This window comes from Sporosarcina cyprini, from assembly GCF_022048975.1.
Lineage (GTDB): Bacteria > Bacillota > Bacilli > Bacillales_A > Planococcaceae > Sporosarcina > Sporosarcina cyprini.
Genome location: NZ_JAKMHX010000030.1, coordinates 213233 through 229506 on the forward strand (window position 1 = coordinate 213233; position 16274 = coordinate 229506).

Annotated in this window: 16 protein-coding genes and 2 pseudogenes; 4 read left to right on the top strand and 14 right to left on the bottom strand. The window is 39.9% G+C overall.

Going from position 1 to position 16274, the window contains the following annotated elements; all coding sequences use genetic code 11:
• The first annotated feature begins 233 nt into the window (after positions 1–233).
• Together L7D49_RS13555 and L7D49_RS13560 are read left to right on the top strand one after the other, a co-directional pair.
• Positions 234–596 (top strand): VOC family protein, encoded by a 363-nt coding sequence (locus L7D49_RS13555; protein ID WP_238081718.1) that lies wholly within the window; start codon positions 234–236, stop codon positions 594–596.
• A 92-nt stretch (positions 597–688) separates the two neighbouring features.
• The gene (locus L7D49_RS13560) at positions 689–1663 is read left to right on the top strand and encodes a glycine-rich domain-containing protein (RefSeq protein WP_238081721.1); all 975 of its coding nucleotides are present in this window, start codon (positions 689–691) and stop codon (positions 1661–1663) included.
• Positions 1664–2096: 433 nt separating this feature from the next.
• Here the strand turns inward: L7D49_RS13560 and L7D49_RS13565 are convergent, their stop codons facing one another.
• The 4 genes from L7D49_RS13565 to L7D49_RS13580 form a co-directional block, all read right to left on the bottom strand.
• On the bottom strand, positions 2097–3080 hold the full coding sequence (locus L7D49_RS13565; RefSeq protein WP_238081723.1) for a phosphotransferase enzyme family protein: 984 nt from the start codon (positions 3078–3080) through the stop codon (positions 2097–2099).
• A 356-nt stretch (positions 3081–3436) separates the two neighbouring features.
• Positions 3437–3976, bottom strand: coding sequence for a PadR family transcriptional regulator (locus L7D49_RS13570; protein WP_238081725.1), 540 nt, complete (start codon positions 3974–3976; stop codon positions 3437–3439).
• A gap of 66 nt (positions 3977–4042) precedes the next feature.
• Entirely contained in the window at positions 4043–5209 is a 1167-nt protein-coding gene (locus L7D49_RS13575; protein WP_238081727.1) for a YhgE/Pip domain-containing protein, read from the bottom strand.
• A gap of 213 nt (positions 5210–5422) precedes the next feature.
• Positions 5423–5821: a cytidine deaminase gene (locus L7D49_RS13580; RefSeq protein WP_238081729.1), complete on the bottom strand. Its 399-nt coding sequence runs from the start codon at positions 5819–5821 to the stop codon at positions 5423–5425.
• A gap of 523 nt (positions 5822–6344) precedes the next feature.
• Here L7D49_RS13580 and L7D49_RS13585 point away from each other — a divergent pair.
• On the top strand, positions 6345–6968 hold the full coding sequence (locus tag L7D49_RS13585) for a hypothetical protein (protein ID WP_238081731.1): 624 nt from the start codon (positions 6345–6347) through the stop codon (positions 6966–6968).
• A gap of 103 nt (positions 6969–7071) precedes the next feature.
• Positions 7072–7332, top strand: a pseudogene (locus L7D49_RS13590) (arsenic resistance protein); the annotation flags it as partial.
• Between the two features lie 75 nt (positions 7333–7407).
• Here L7D49_RS13590 and L7D49_RS13595 read toward each other — a convergent pair.
• The 10 genes and pseudogenes from L7D49_RS13595 to L7D49_RS13645 all read right to left on the bottom strand — a co-directional run bounded on the left by L7D49_RS13595 (position 7408) and on the right by L7D49_RS13645 (position 16130).
• Entirely contained in the window at positions 7408–8361 is a 954-nt protein-coding gene (locus L7D49_RS13595) for a calcium/sodium antiporter (RefSeq protein WP_238081734.1), read from the bottom strand.
• Between the two features lie 261 nt (positions 8362–8622).
• Positions 8623–9021, bottom strand: a pseudogene (locus L7D49_RS13600) (VOC family protein).
• Positions 9022–9077: 56 nt separating this feature from the next.
• A complete protein-coding gene (locus tag L7D49_RS13605) occupies positions 9078–9434 on the bottom strand; it encodes a VOC family protein (protein ID WP_238081736.1) in 357 nt (118 codons plus the stop codon).
• A 206-nt stretch (positions 9435–9640) separates the two neighbouring features.
• On the bottom strand, positions 9641–10363 hold the full coding sequence (locus tag L7D49_RS13610) for an anti-sigma factor domain-containing protein (RefSeq protein WP_238081737.1): 723 nt from the start codon (positions 10361–10363) through the stop codon (positions 9641–9643).
• Positions 10360–10905, bottom strand: a complete 546-nt coding sequence (locus tag L7D49_RS13615; protein WP_238081739.1) for an RNA polymerase sigma factor — start codon at positions 10903–10905, stop codon at positions 10360–10362. The genes L7D49_RS13610 and L7D49_RS13615 overlap by 4 nt, the downstream gene beginning before the upstream one ends.
• Positions 10906–11001: 96 nt before the next feature.
• Positions 11002–11475 (bottom strand): COG4315 family predicted lipoprotein, encoded by a 474-nt coding sequence (locus L7D49_RS13620; RefSeq protein WP_238081741.1) that lies wholly within the window; start codon positions 11473–11475, stop codon positions 11002–11004.
• A gap of 38 nt (positions 11476–11513) precedes the next feature.
• The gene (locus L7D49_RS13625; RefSeq protein ID WP_238081743.1) at positions 11514–12311 is read right to left on the bottom strand and encodes an extracellular solute-binding protein; all 798 of its coding nucleotides are present in this window, start codon (positions 12309–12311) and stop codon (positions 11514–11516) included.
• A gap of 260 nt (positions 12312–12571) precedes the next feature.
• On the bottom strand, positions 12572–13444 hold the full coding sequence (locus tag L7D49_RS13630) for a GNAT family N-acetyltransferase (RefSeq protein ID WP_238081744.1): 873 nt from the start codon (positions 13442–13444) through the stop codon (positions 12572–12574).
• 48 nt (positions 13445–13492) lie between these two features.
• Entirely contained in the window at positions 13493–14746 is a 1254-nt protein-coding gene (locus tag L7D49_RS13635) for a GNAT family N-acetyltransferase (protein ID WP_238081747.1), read from the bottom strand.
• Positions 14747–15620: 874 nt separating this feature from the next.
• Positions 15621–16130: a MepB family protein gene (locus L7D49_RS13645; RefSeq protein ID WP_238081749.1), complete on the bottom strand. Its 510-nt coding sequence runs from the start codon at positions 16128–16130 to the stop codon at positions 15621–15623.
• Between the last annotated feature and the right edge of the window lie 144 nt (positions 16131–16274).

Sequence of the window (16274 nt, forward strand, 5' to 3'; positions counted from 1 at the left end):
AGAAGCTCTGAAAAAGGGTTTATTTCTAATCTCTAATCTTTCCAGTTTTTGCTCATAGTAAAGCTCGTAAATTAATGATAACCATTTTATTCCTCTTGAGTTTAATGGCTTTAAAAAAACTGGCTAGTGTATTACTTATTATTTTTCAATATGTATAGAAACATACTTTATTAATAGTCAAAAAGAGGAGAACCGGACTCTGAATAGAACTACATAGGAAGGGGGTGTTGAACGTGAACGAACAGGAGGAACAACAATGGGTGGATCGAATAGATGCTGTCTTTCTTCCCGTGAGAGATCTGGAGGAATCATTGGCATGGTATCAGAATGTGTTCGGCTTTGCATTGCGTTGGAAAAATGAAAGAATGTGTGGTCTTGTCATTGCACCGAATTGCGGGTTTCACCTTGTCCAGACCCCCGGCTTCGAACCTATTACAAATTACACACCATTCAATTATGTTGTACGTGATTTGGAGGATGCGCGAAGTCGATTGCTTGCTAAGGGCGTGACTGTCTCACCGTTGCGCAAGGGGGAACCAAAACGGTTTGATATGACAGATGTAAATGGAAATTTGATCAGCGTCATCGAGTTATGATCGATAAAATCGCAGGGTAACGAAATAGAGTCCCACTTTGAACCCCCACCAAGGGATAGCTAAAATGGAAGAATAGAGTAGGAGTTGATGAAATGGGCGGATGGATGCTAACAGTTGCTGTCGTGTTCCTCATTTACGCCTTAATAATGAAATCGAATCGGTTGAAACGGCCAAGGCGTTCACCAAAGTTGAGCCCGCCAATCTGGGCTGACGGGGCGACTAAACAACTTTTCAAGCAATTTAATCAAGCATGGACTAATGAAATAGAAAAGGTTGTGAATGAACGATACCGTATACAAGATGGCAGCTTGCCCCCATATGAAATCCAGGCACGCTGGTACGAATTAAAGAAGTTTTTGCTGCTAGCCAGCTTTTCAAAAGGATTGCCCATGTTCTCCCAAAAGGTTGATGACATATGGCATCTATTTCTTGAAGAAGACACTTTATATCAAAAGTTCTGTACTGAATTTATTGGTGAGCGAATTGAACATCATCCGCATGGCCAGCCGAAACACTTGCCTGCGGAACGCGCATGGTTCGATATTCTGTATCTTTCCTTTTTCCCCATCTCAGATTATTCCCATTTATGGGGTGATTTTTTACAGGAACGAGAAGAGCATGAAAGATGGATGCAACAAATTAGATCCCAATCGGCACAATTAAAATCGGAGCTTGGCAAACTCCGTGCAGCGGCTCCTACGCTTGAGACGATGGATGCATTTCTCACATTTGCAGAGGATCTCATGGAGAGAAAAGACGATAAACTTACGCAACGGGTTCAGCAACCTGAAGGCTATTGGTATGGAGCGGCTCTCTTCGGGGTTGGGACATATGGCGCAATTGAAATCGAAGAGCGAAAGAGCAAGCATGACGGGTATAATGGAGATGGTATTGGCTACGCAGGCAGTGCCGATCAAGACAAGCAGCAGAATGAGAATTGGTATGATCTGGCTAGTGACGTGAATGAATATCAATCTGGCTCCAATGCAACAACCCAATCCACCCACTCCGGCGGCGGTTGCAGTTCCTGCAGCTCTTGTAGCTCGTGCAGTGGCTGTTCGTCATGAATATAACGGTACATCAAACAAACCAGGTGCTTACTTTATTAAGCAAGCACCTGGTAATCACTTTGCAGCCTCTCGTTGGCGATAGGCTTTTACCTGCAAAATAATATCTCTCGTAAGCAATATAGCTGCCAAGTAGAAAAATACACTTAACATAATAGATAATACTTGGCCCGTCTCTTGAGAAAATAGTTTGTAAGTTCCAAAGCACAGACAGAACAACAGGAGTATCAATTTTTTGCTAATCTTGTTATCCTGCCTTAGAAACAATGTAAGTTTACTCATATTACGCTCTCTTTCTATGGATGCTCATTTTTTCCTTTGTTCCAGCTTACCATTAAAATCAATTTGATGCTTTAGTGAAATACATAGCTTTTATCCAAAAAAGATGACCTCAAACATTCTGAAGTCATCTTAACTCGCTTTTGCGGCATTCTTATAAATCTTCCCCGAAATTCATGGAAGAATTTTTCATAGCCCCAATAAGTCTCTGTCTCAAGTCGACCATCCATTTTGGTTCGTGTTCCCACTCTTCTTCTGTAGTTCGCAGAAGACGCGCATAACTATATAAATTAGCAAATCGTTTACAGGCAGGTATTAAGTCGAACGTGTCTTTTGAAATATCAAACTGCGATTGGTAGCCATCCAGAAAGCATTGTTTTTTCTGTTGAAGTTGTTCAGGTGGAATGCAGTCCTCCAAACTATCCATCGCTTGCACGACATCCATTATATACCAATGATACATAGAGTCATCAAAGTCGATGGCAAAGCAGGATCTGCTCGTTTCATCATAAAAAACATTATCAAATTCAAAATCATAATGAATCAGCCCATAATTGCTTAGCTCCTTAGGGATTGAGTCAAAATAAGCCCGCAATTTTTCCGTTTCCGCTAAAGCCTCCGTTTCATTTGGATGCTCCATAATTATCGTTTGTACCCAATCCAATACGTCACTATACGACCAGCGCTTGCTGACAGATGATTCAAACTTGCTGGACAGCTGATGGAGCAACCCTAATGATTCCCCATACTTAAATACAATACGATCGTTTAAATCGGTATCTCCCATCTGCACTCCGGGTACCCGGGCAAATACAGAAGCGAAGTACTCGCCCCAAGGCGTATTTGCTTCTACCAGCTTTTCCCCCTCTTTTGAAACAACCGCTTCCAACACACCAAACTTCTGAGTTTTCAAGTACGCAATAAAATCAAGTTCAGCCAATAAATTCTCACGAAGCTTTTCTGACCTTGGAGAAAAACGCAATAGCTGAGTTTTTCCATCTTTCTGAAATGGATAGATTGCATTGGAGGAAACTCGATAATACTTGAACATCTCAAGTGATGATTCATCATATCCCCAATACCTTACCAGCATTTCTGCCAAATCCACATGATTAAATAAATATTTCAATTTCAACATAACAGACACTCCCTATTTTCTTTTTGGTCTTTGTGTACAAGCACTACCGTTATTCCAATCATTTATCTCCGTGGAAGGATCACCCGGAATTACATTTGCCTCAATCATATAAGACCAGAAAAATAGAAAAAAGCCACAAGGTAGATAAAATTACCTTGTAGCTCAGCTTCTGTTCTGTACTATAAGCAGTTTGACTCGCAGTCAAAAAAGCTACCGAGTAAAGCCGTAAGAGTGAGAGGCAGGACATGTAATTTTTAAGGTGATCTTCATTAAATTAGTCATTGCACAAACTCACTCCCTTCGATGTTGTTAAGAAAATTATACCATTTTAGATAATCAGCAAGCAACAGCTTTTCTCAAATTTCTTCTTTCTCTATATGCTTAATCAATCGTTCTAAAAATGAGAGATTAGAGGATATCTTATAATTCGCATAATCATCCACAAACTCGGCAAACACCTGATGTTCTGGCCCTATTAAATGTGATGCATCAATTTGGGAAAGCTGCTCGCGCGAATTATGAATCTTGTCTATCTTTTTTTCTAGTAGGCCGATGACCGTACCACGATCGACATATTTCATATTAGCTAACCCGATCACCATGTCCCCGATGTCTTCGGCACTTTCGAAAAGCTTATAGATCTTCTTGGGCAGTATCTCACGCCCTTTTTCCGTTATGCCGAAAACTTGCTTGTCCGGTCGATGCTCTTCTTTAATTATTTCTTTCGCTTCAATCAAACCTTGCTTCGCCAGCGATTCGAAATGGTAATAGAGCTTGCTTTCCGTTAAACCATTTATCTTTTCCAACGGCTGCAAATCTGCTAACTGCTTTTTTAATTTATATGGATACGTATCTTCTTCCATCAGCTGCGTCAGGATGAAAATTTGAACTGCCATTGCTTCAGCTCCTTGGGCAAATAGTAGTTTTATTGTAACAAAACTAAGTATTTCCTTCAGCTATGATCACCCAATTACTGTTTCCGCTTCCTGACTTTCCGCTAGGTCGACCGGCTTATGGAGAAGCCAAACAATCACAATATTAAGCAGCATGGCGACAAGACCGACCACAGTAAGACCTATTAGATAGGGACTGGCGCTTGTGCTGCCAAAGAGATTCGCAAAATAGGCTTGCACGGAATAATACATTGGCGAGATATGGCTTGCCCATTCATATGGTGCATACATCATATCGCGAGAGATTGTCGCGCCGTTCGCAATCGTTTGCACTAATAGAATCGGAATGTTCAAGACCATTCCTGCTTCTCCAATTAAAAACACTACAATGGCAGTGAAATTGAAGCATACCCAATAATTCAAGATTTGTTGTCCCCATATTTGTATGAATTGTTCACCATGTAGATTATTGATGCCCACTGCAATTCCAGCAGAAACGAGACCTGCCAGTATACCAACAAGGATTGCTGTCAATTGAACATAGATAAACAAGCGTGTTTTCGTCGTTTTGCCACGGTTCGCCCTAAAGGCACCAACCAATTGCATGGCGGCAATCATTGCGCCGACGTATAATGCCATCGTCAAAAACATGGGTAGCATATTATTGTGCATACCATCGGGTACGTCGTTGATCGTTACAACATTGCCGACATAACTCTTTTCAATCTTAGTCGCCAATTCCTCCGCTTGCTCCTGAGGCACGTTAAGATTCATCAGAACCCCTTCTGCCGTCTGCTGTGAAAATTGCTCCTGCAATTGCGAGTTAATTTGGGAAATAACTTGATTCATTGTAGAAGAAACAACAGTGGCACCTGCTTCATTTAGCGTAAAATCTATGCTGGAGGGACCCGCATTTTTTTGTAAGTCGCTTGAAAATGTTGTAGGTATATGGATTACCAACGCCAGCTTATTATCTTCCAGCGCCTGCATGGCTTCTTTATTCGAAAGATTTGTTTTTATTTTGTCAAATGGCAGTTGACTAGCCAGACTCTCTTCAATCTGCTCACCAATTTGTCCTGCATCATCATTGACAATCGCAATCGACAATTGGTCAATATTTTTAGGAATCGCCGTGTAACCCGGCAGAAAAATCCCCAACATACATACCGCATAAAAAATCCCCATAAAGATTGAGGAAGTGGCACCTTTACTCTTTAAAAACTGTGTGAACTTCATATTATACTTCCTTTCTCTCCTGGTTTAATTAAAGTACTCTAATTAAACTATGTAGGAAATTGTATAAAATCTGTTCGCTGTTTGCAAATAAAAAAATTAAACGAGTTTCATTTTGTTCATATTTTATGTCCGTTTTATGAATATAAGCTCATGCAAAAAGCCATTCCAAAGAACAAGATTTGTTCAATAGAATGGCTATAGCGTTTAAATCAATTACATTTCTAAATCCGTAAAAGCATACGGCAGTAGATCACGGAGCGTTAACTCCAGGATGTCATTTTTTTCATTCGTTAAATAGACAGGCATGTCAGGTGAACAGAACTCGGCCATCACTTGTCTGCAAATACTGCATGGCGGTAGAAAATCTTCTGTTTCCCCTGCAACTGCAATGGCTTGAAAGTCACCTTTCCCGTACCCATTTGCGATTGCGGTAAAGATAGCCGTACGCTCAGCACAATTCGTAGCCCCAAACGAGACATTCTCCACGTTTACCCCATTAATGACAGTACCATCATTCAACAACAGTGCCGTCCCTACTGGAAATTTCGAATAAGGGACATACGCTGCTGACTTGATTTTACGCGCACTATCCATTAACTGCTCTTTCTTCATCTGATCCATCCTCCAAAATAAGAATGAACTTTTTAAAAGTCCCCTAGACGCCAACAACTTGTTGGCAGGACTTCAATCTTATAGTAGTTTGAAATATTCGTCAACAATATTTTAATTCATTGATTTACATAACAGAAAATAAAATGTTCAGACTATGGGAGGCATTACCATGTTATATTATCTATAACTAAAGGATTTTGCCTTAAATAATTTCGTATGTAAAAAAGTTAAATCGAAAAGACTTAGATCATCTTAGTCTGCTTCACAGATCCAACGTATCGCCGGGTACATGTGCTCCTTCACCTTCACTTCTCTGGAATTATTGCATCATCAAGATTTCCCATTTAGTATTTGAGCAATAACAAATGAATCTTCATATGATAATTTGTCACCCGTTTTATCCTGTAAACTAAACTCCTTTTTGAATCAATACTTACTTGATAGATATCAGACATTGGTGACGTTACCGTTGCTTAGTTGTAGACGATGACAGCCTAAATACAAGTCAGGAGGAAAAACCAGCATGCTAACCAAACGATTTTGGGGATGGCTGTTTGTAATTTTGGGGATCCCTTTGGCAACTTTAATCCTCTGGCCATCAGATACGAAGGACCTGACGATAGATAAAGACAAGCCGCGGTATAATCCCGAAGAAATCGAGGTGTCACTTCTTATCGAAGGAACTGAGGAGAAAGTGCTGTTGAAACGCCATGAGGGGATTGAACGTTCATTTGTCATCTACATCGATCCATCGAGGTATACTGCAACCGTCCAGGACGGTGTAGATGTGATTAAGCCAATCCAAAACGACAAAGATGAAATGTCTCAGAGGATACCGGAAGTGAGCCTTCGAGTCGAACATGTGACTCACCGATCTCCAGATGAGTTGAAGAAAGAGGTAACCGCCACTTGGCAAGATGAATTCAAAGTATCAGACATTGCGGAACCTATCACAACTCCGTTCAATGGATTCCGTCTTCATCATGTCGCTGGTCAAGACTGGAATAGCGAAGTGAAGACAGTAATGATTCTCTCTGATGGCGCAAATGGATCTTTTTTAGTAACCGAAACACTTTTTCTAGAAGCTTCCGAAGGACATGGAGCACGTTTTGACTTAATGCTTCAGACCTTGGAAGTACTGGAATAATACACAATCCAGCATGACGTTCGCCATATTATTTCTCCAAACTTCCTCCAGGCAGCTTTGCAAAATATCTCCCTTGCATGGATAATGAGAGAGGACCCACGGGCCTTTTCTGCTGTTCTTTCTGATCAACCAAAAAGCGGGCCGGCTCATGAGGTTCCCTGCATCCGACCGGATCAGCTTAAGCTTTACGACATTAGCAAGAAACTCCCCGATTGCCTTGGCCATCGCGATGACCGCCTTTCCAAATGAGCCGTTCATCGCATTAATACTAGTAATCGGCCCCCTATTAGAACTGCCACTTCTGGCAATCATTACACAGGTGCTTAAAGGAATTTCTTTCAATGCCTCTAAGGAGAAGACTTAATTCGCGGCAAAAAAAACGGATTCGAAAGTTCAATGGCTTTCGAATCCGTTTTTGGCGTATTGCTAACGACATCCACTAATTCCGGACAATTATATACGCTAAATAAATAATGTAGACCACGGCAAGCACCATTCCTTCCCGCTTTCCGACTTTATAACCGGTCCTTGAAAAAATCAATAAAATAACAGTCAGGGCAATCATTAAAACAACATCCATAAACACCTTGTCATTTACTTGTAATGGCGAGATGACAGCCGATGCACCCAGTACAAATAAGATGTTAAAAATATTGCTTCCTACAATATTCCCGAGCGCTATTTCACTCTCTTTCTTCAATGCTGCCGAAATGGACGTAACAAGTTCAGGAAGAGAGGTACCAACCGCAATAATCGTCAGGCCGACTAATGTTTCACTCATGCCAAGAGAGTACGCGATTTTCGTACCATTGTTCACAACTAAATCTCCACCGAAAATGATCGCTGCCAGACCTATTATCGTAATAAAAATATTTTTACCCCAGCTAATATTTTCAGGGGCCGGTTCATTCACTGCGTTTTTTCTGCTTTTAAGACCAACCTCGATAATATAGTATACAAAAATACAAAGGAACAGGAGGAAGATGAATCCGTCACTTCGTGTAATCATATTTTCGCTAAACCCTTGCAATGCAACGTCACTCATTAGAATAAGCAAAGACACACTTGCAAGTAACGTAAATGGGATTTCTTTTTTTATAGTTTCCGCTTCCACTTTTAACGGATACAGAAAAGCAGTCAGACCGACAACAAGCGTGATGTTGAAAATATTGCTTCCGACGACATTTCCTACTGCAACATCTGAACTTCCCTCGAGAGCAGCCAGAATACTGACTGTCGCTTCAGGAGAACTTGTTCCAAAAGCTACAATCGTTAATCCGATCAATATAGGTGGAACCTGAAGCAGCCTTGCAATATTAGAGGATCCGTCAACAAAATAACTAGCTCCTTTTATTAACAGCACGAATCCAACAAGTAATAAAATATAGGCCATAGGTTGTTTGCCCCCAAGCGATTTCATGAATTTTTCCTAATGATCTCTAATCACTTACGTACGTACCCCAGTATGACCATTAGCTAACATCGGATAAAGTTCAATTCATTTCTCAATATATGAAAGTGTATCCGATATCCTTTGTTTAGTATACCAAGTATGTGATTGAAGTTGTTTTTTCTCTTCTATGTATGAATAATTGACTTCATTATTATCCGATAACGAGAACTTCAAAGCATTTGAAGCTCTCGTTATACTGTCTTACTTCTTTTCAAGACCTAGTATGGAAGCAATCCTTTCTTGTTCCTCTTTCTTATCCAAGTACTCAAAAAATCCGATTTGATTGCCCCACGGATCTGAGAACGTACACCATTTAGCTGATACTTCGGGTCTTTAGAAAATTTCAAAGCCATCAATTTTCAGCTGTTCAACAAGCCGATCCCTTTCAGCTTCCAAATTACGAACTCCTAAGCGCAAGGGACCATTCCCCACCGTTGGAACTCCTTCTGCCACCTGCAGCCAACATCCAGGAATGATTTCCCACTCCACAAATCCACTATGGGGAACAAAATCTGGTTCCCTATTCAGCAATGTTTGATACCACTCTTGTCCTTCCTTCATGTCGGAAACCCGGACTTGTGTAGTCATTTCAAATATCAATTGTATCCCCCTTAGTATTAATTACTATAGCCTGTTGTAACGTAAGTAATCGGGATTTAAAGGTCGTTTTTCTCCCAAAGTTCGATCAATCGTCCTTCTGGATCATGAATCCAAACGAACTTACCAAACTCGTTATTTTCTTCTTGCTTAACAAGAGGCACTCCAACATGCTCTAGATGCTGAATCGTTTCGTTCATATCATGAACTTGGAAATTTAACATGACTTGCTGATCTGTTGGAAAATAGGGATCATTCTCTTCAAATAGTGAAAAAACAGTCTCATTTCCAGCTTGTGATTTAATGACAGTCCCATTCCATTCCGCCAGATCCAGCTTTAATACTTCGCTGTACCACCTTTTTACAGACTCCATATTTTTGGTTCTCCAAAATACTCCTCCGAATCCTTTGATCATCGTATCCCCCTCTATTTGTACAATTTTCAGTTATTAACTTCCCTTTCAACTATACTGTTTTGTTCGTCTGAGTACAATTCTCAAAAAAAAATCACCTCACGATTGCTGAGATGATTTTCTTATTACTAAATCTCCGTAAGCTTTCTTTGACACAATCATTTCGCCACCTGCGGATATCAACTCGGTAATTCGATATCTGCTACCACTTATGATCCTGCTACTTTTTCGCCCCTTGGCTGGGTGCTATTGGAGTCAGGTTCAACAGTGATTCCAATTTGATCAAAAGTCTGCCCTTCGGCTAACTGGTAGGTAAGAACACCGGATCCGTTTTCATCAGGCTTGAAAATTCCACCGTTCTCCCTCAAACCATTCTTTAGCAGCCAAACCTGATAAACCTGTGAACCTTCCACGCCAGACAATTCATGAACCTGCAAGATCAGCTTTTTTTCAGATCCCTGCTGTACAATGTAGGCGATGCCGGTTGGTCCTGAATGGCTTTGATTGGCCGATTTTATTGGGATGGTCGCTACTATTTCGATAGGGTTATTTTGAGCTTGATGGCCTCTTTCCTGTACATTCGCTATTCCAAGACCAACAATCGCTAACAATAAGATAGCCAGAATACTTGTTGAAACTGGAGTGAACTGGCTTTTAAACAGGACAAAAAGCTTTCTTATCTTAGCCATGAATGCTTCTTCACTGCTTCCCTTATCGTGTTCAAAAACAAACCCCAACACTTCCCCTTTTAGCGATTCTGGCACATCAATCTCTTTATATTCAAACGGCAACGCGTTCCAAGCCTTGGCCAATTCCTTATATTCTTTCTGACACTCCGCACAATTTTTCATATGTTCTTCAAAAGCCACATTTTCGCTCTCCTTGAGCTCATTTGCGATATAGGGAATTAAATAATCACAATCCCTTCTCATTTCAAATCCTCCAGTTCCAACTGTTTCCTCAATCCTTTAAGCGCCTGATGCAGCCTGCTTTTAATCGTGCCAATGGGCTGTTGTTCCAGCTGTGCTATCTCTGAAAGTGAATACCCTTTCCAATAAAGCAAATCGATCAGCTTTTTTTGCGCTTTTGGCAATTTGTTTTTTGCTTTCTCAATTACATTGGTATTTACTCGTTGATCAATTACATTGACCGGCTCGGCAATCTCTTCGTGTTCTTCTTGATGGCGCTGTGTATGCCTGTTTTCTTTGCGAAGATAGTCAATACAAATATTACGCGTAATGGTAAGGAGCCAATTTACAAAGCCGCCTTGCAAAGGATCGTAATGACTGTTTGTTGTCCATAGTCGTAAAAAAACCAGTTGGATCACTTCTTTAGTCATTTCCTCATCACCATTGCAAAACTTCATAACGAAGCCATAAACCAGTTTGATATACCGTTCATATAGCTCTTCTAATGCCTCATTATGCTTTTCATTTACCAATCTCATTAATTCGGCAGCATTTTTTTCTTTCATAGGTCACTTCCTGCTTTTGAATAAAAATGTATTATCATTATACAATTACACAAGTAAAGATGGGAACAACCTGTTTAGATCGTTCCCTCGGCATGCTTATTCAAATGTTGTTTCATTATTTACAACAAACCAAACATCTTTAACCCCTTGTCCGTTTACATCTCCTTTTTGCTGGTCTTTCATAAAATAATAAAGAGGAAATCCTTTGTAAGTAACTTGCTTTTCTCCGTTGTCTTCTCTCGTAATTGTATCAAAATCATTTTTATCAAAGCCTTCAGGGACTGAGAAATCCTCCCCGGTAAATGCCGGCCAGTTTGCTAGACAGTCTCCTGTGCAATTACTTTTCCCTGCTTCATCGTTTTTAAAGTAATACAAAGCTTTCCCCTCCGGATCCGCAAGGTACTTTCCTGCTTGCTCACTCTCCAAAAGCTGGAGGCTACCAGCCTGCGCTTGTTCTGTTTCGGCTTGTTCGGCTTGATCCGTCTCAGTTTTTCCTTCACTGTTTTTTCCGCATGCAGCCAGAACCAACACAATTGAAAATAACGCTAGGGTGAAAATTACTTTTTTCATATATACTCCTCCAATATTTTTAAATTTAGGCCCTGTTTTTATTTCCAACCCCATTTTTGAAAGATTTCATGAGACTCTTCTGTCTTTAAGTAATTAATAAATTGCTGCGCCTCTTTCTTTTGATCGGTGATCTTTGTAACGGCGATCGGCGTTCCACGATAGAGCTTATCTTCTTCCGGAAGTTCGACCAACTCGGTCACATCTTGTAGACGATAATGCCACGATTCATATGTAATCCAGGCGTCTGTACTAGAATTTGATTTCCATAGATCAATTGCTTCAGCGCTCGATTTTACGGAAACTTTAATGTTTTGAGATATGCCTTCGATCAGCCCTTTTCTTCCCGCCAGATCTTCCCATAAACCAAGTTGGCCAGCTCCATTTACATCAATTATTTTTACTCCCTTTTTCGTTAAATCCTCAAGGCTTTCAATCTTTTTAGGATTACCTTTCCTCACCAATATTCCAGCGGCACGAGGATATAACTCCGTACGCGATTTCGTGTCGATCACTTCAGGATATGTAAAGATGAAATTCTGCAACATATACTCTGATCCACCGAAAATAATATCCGCATCTTGTTTTGCCTGATCGATCCATTTGCCCTCGGGTCCAGCTGTTACCTCCACCTGGATTCCCGTTTCAGCTGAAAATTTTTCAGCAGCTTCCTTTATTGGTCCAAGTGGCCCACCTGGTCCATACACCCGAATGACATGATCATTTTGGCTTGTTGCCCCCTGGGGTGCCGGTTTATTATCCTTCTTTGCATAGACTGACAACCCTGCAGCCGCTATGACAAAGAGAAGCAGAACTGATAGTAACATGGTCTTCTTCATCGCACTTCCTCCATTTCGAATGTTTTTAGTCGTGTTATGTAAGGAAACGCAGTAAAAGTATAAACGGTTTGATTAAAGTTGCAAAATAGTTAAAAAGTTTTATAAATATATCCTTTATTGACCTAACATTTAGTTTGATATGTTAATTAATATCTAATAGAACTGCATTTAAAGTAACAGGAAGAAATTTATTACAATACAAAAAAGGATCTTATATTATAAGATCCTACAAAATTTCAATAAATAATTTATATGTTTAATCACAATCCAAGACTTTTTGTCATAAACACTTGAGATACCGTCGTATTTTCAAAACCTCGAGCTAATAGACAAGAAACAACACGGCCATTTCCGTTTAGGAAATTATACGTTGTTCGTGTGATGGGACGGTCATATTCCAATGCATGCTCAAGTAGTCTAGAAAGAGCATCATTATTCCCATTTTCTCTTACTTGAAATAGTGTAATGCTTTCCGTATCCTTGCCAAACACACATTTTTTCCGAATTAAACAAGCTGCCTGTACTTCGCCATTCGCCGTTATCAATACAACTTCCCCGCCTGCTTTTGGCGTGTTACTCGGATCTGTTTGCCAAGGGACCATAGTTGGAAATAAATCAGATCCAATCGATTGAACAGCCGGAATCCTTTGCAGTTCATAGCCTTCAAGATTCGGCAGCTGCGCATCTACAATTCCGTTTGAACGCAAAAAGAGCAAATCATCCACTTTTTTATATCCACATTTTTCATATAAAGCAATGGCGGCCTTATTTTCAGAAAGAGCCTCTAAGGTCGCTGTAGAAACACGATGCTCTATAAGAATTTTCTCCGCTTCCTCCATCAAAGCAGCCCCCAATTTTCTGCCCCGATATTCAGGAATAATACCCGTTCCGCCATTCCAGGAAGTCTTTTTACCGTCCACTTCTCTGATCCCCTGTAGTACAAAGCCGATCGGTTTAGCACCATCAAAAGCAACGATGGATAATGCCGGAGATATTCCATCATTCCCAAAACGACCGATGAACGTATCGAGAGGTAAATTCATTGGCATCATATAACCTTCAAAGCCACGATTAAAGAGGAGATGTGCTTCATCAAAGCTTAGTGAAGACATCAATTTATACGTAATATTCATTGGCAATCCCTCATTTTGTAATAGGATATAAAGCGTTGTCAAAGTTGATTAGAACGACGATAAGCAAACAGGCTTTGTTCTAGGCATAAACCATCGATCCATTTGTGTTGCCGGCCAATTTTTCACTTCCACTTTCCCATATTGAACAAGCTGTTCCAAGCTGACACAGCCCATCCACCAGGAACTTAAGTCTGAAACCATGAGACGCAGATCAACATTCATACAATCCTCCACTTTTTTGATGCTCCAAGAAATTTCGTTGAATGTGATCTGGTAACAGCCGTTTTGCTCTGGAAGAAAAGTATCCTGAACGAATAAAGTGATCGTTACTGGGTGATCTGGACGATCCAGCGAATGGAAATTGGTCTCTTGCACAAATGAAGTGATTGATGTCATTCTGTACATTAGCCCCGTGCCAGCCGTTCCTATTTCATGATAGACACTTGGAATCAGCCGATTGCTGTCGTTTCGAGGGTCATCTAATTGATAAATGAGTGATTCATCATGCGTCCGAACAACTACGCGGTCTACCTGATCCTGCTGGGAATGTATCCATGCACACATATCACGAAAAGCGCTCGGTTTCGTCCATATCCATTCAAGAATATTCATTTCATGATTAAGAAAATGACTATCCTTGACAGGTTGCAAAATATAAGAAAGTACTCCCACTAAATCATTATCCTCATACACTCCAGCATAATACGAAACGCTTTTTTTGATTTGAAAACGTTCAAGCCAAGTCCTTTCCATCATTCCATGATGCATCGAAACAAATTTATTGTAAATGGCGACCATCTCATCCTCATAGGCATTCGATAGCTGGACAACTTTTTTTCGATTACCGCTACTTGGAAAACTTGAAGGCTTGAACTTATATTGATATCGCGTAGGACCATACCCATAGCCCATCTTTTGATAGAAGGAAGTATGAAAAGGATATAACGAAACAATCCCAATATCCTCTTGTCTCGCAAGCTCGTGAAAGTGTTGCAGCAGCTGTTTCGCTATCCCTTCTTTTTTGTAATGAATGTGGACGGCAACCGTACCAATGCCCCACGTCCGTACCAGTTTTCCATTCACATTAGCGTTTAATTCATGAAGCTTGTATAGACCTCGCAGCTCATCCTGCTCGTCAAATAAACCATAATACTTCAGGTTATTATCAGCCTCCAATTCCACTCGCAGCCTTTCCATAAAAGCATTTTGAGCTTCTACCGTAGAAAGTTGCATTCCTGGATAAGCCATTGCAATCACTGAAACAGCCTGTGCCACATCATTTTCGGTTAATAAACGAATCAAGCAAATCCCCCATTCTATTTGGCATGAATCAAGTATCAAAAACAGATAACCTCCGAACACTCCCTTTACTAACTAGCAAAAGGAAATTGAAATGACAATATCATAATCTCAAAAATTAATTCAGTAGCCATTCATCAAAACGTTGAGGTTTCTTCTAATTTCAAGATAGTAGAACGGGAGATTAAATAGACATGGCCGAAAATATCAATTTGGTCTCCCTTTACCCTTACTATGCAATCTTTGTTCGAGGCAAAAACATTCATTTCTTCTAAAAGAGGAGACAGCTCATCATAACAAGCGCCATGCTTTTTTCCAAATCAAAATGAGACAGGATAGAAAAATCATCTAGTCCGATCCCGCCGAAAACAAAACTTTTTTCAGCGTCATAGCCTAAGTTCTTTGCGCATAGCCATTTGGCAGACATGTTTATTGAGCTAGCGCTGACTCCTAATACAATGACCTTGCTGTTTCTGATGCTTTCTGACAAGTCATATTCCATCAAAAACGGTTAAGGTTAAAAGTGCTTTCACCTAACAAAAAGATGACGAATGCCTGTTGAATCAACCTTTGGGCGTCTTCTTTCTGTACGCGATAATTAATTAATTGATAATTCCTTAAACACAATGTCAGCCTAATCCAGCTATGAACGTTCAGTAGCGTCATCCTCTTCGAATAAATATGGATTTGAGCTAATCATAACCACCGATTTTCTATCGGTTATATCATTCCGTAATGCCATTCTCAATTTTTCCGGAATAAATGTAGTAAACGATCCTAGATAATAATGAGTTTTCATACGTACCTCTGTAGAAATCAATAATTTTCTTACGAAGATAAAACGTTAGATTCTGCAGCCGCATCTATTTACAAAGGATTAAAGGGAATACAGTTCGATTAGTTTATCTATCGGTGTTGGATTTGGATTACAAAATTTAATAAAATAAGGAGCCTGCCATTTTTGACTTTGCATCGCTTGTTTACTACCCGGACTATCCCAGCTAGGATATACTCTTATTGCCATTTTCCCTTTGGTTGAAGTAGACCTAAGAATGTTCTTTTTTAATAGTATATCTTTCGGAAAAATAAATTGACCAAACTCAGTTTCATTTTTAAAGACAGTTATTACCAATAAATCAGGAGCATCCTCGTATAAGTAGGGTTGATTCTTATTATTTTCGCTCTTTTCCCAAAACGCAACAAATTGCCCCTCTTTAGCAGGGGTTTCGTTGGCAACTCTGAAACGAATCGTTTTAGATGCTAATTGAAATGTACCAGCACCGTATTTAGAATTTTGCTTTTCTTCTTGTGCTGAATGTATTAATAAGCGATTCGGCTCATAAATAACCTTATTTACATAACTTAATGCTTTAAAAAAATCATTCATTTTTTCACTCCTAATTCGAGATAAATTGTCCAACATGCAGCATAACTTTATATTATCAACATAACTACAATAAACCATTCAGGATAAACTAACTAGTAATGAGGCGATACAACGATAATCATTAGTAGACGATTTTAAGTGATT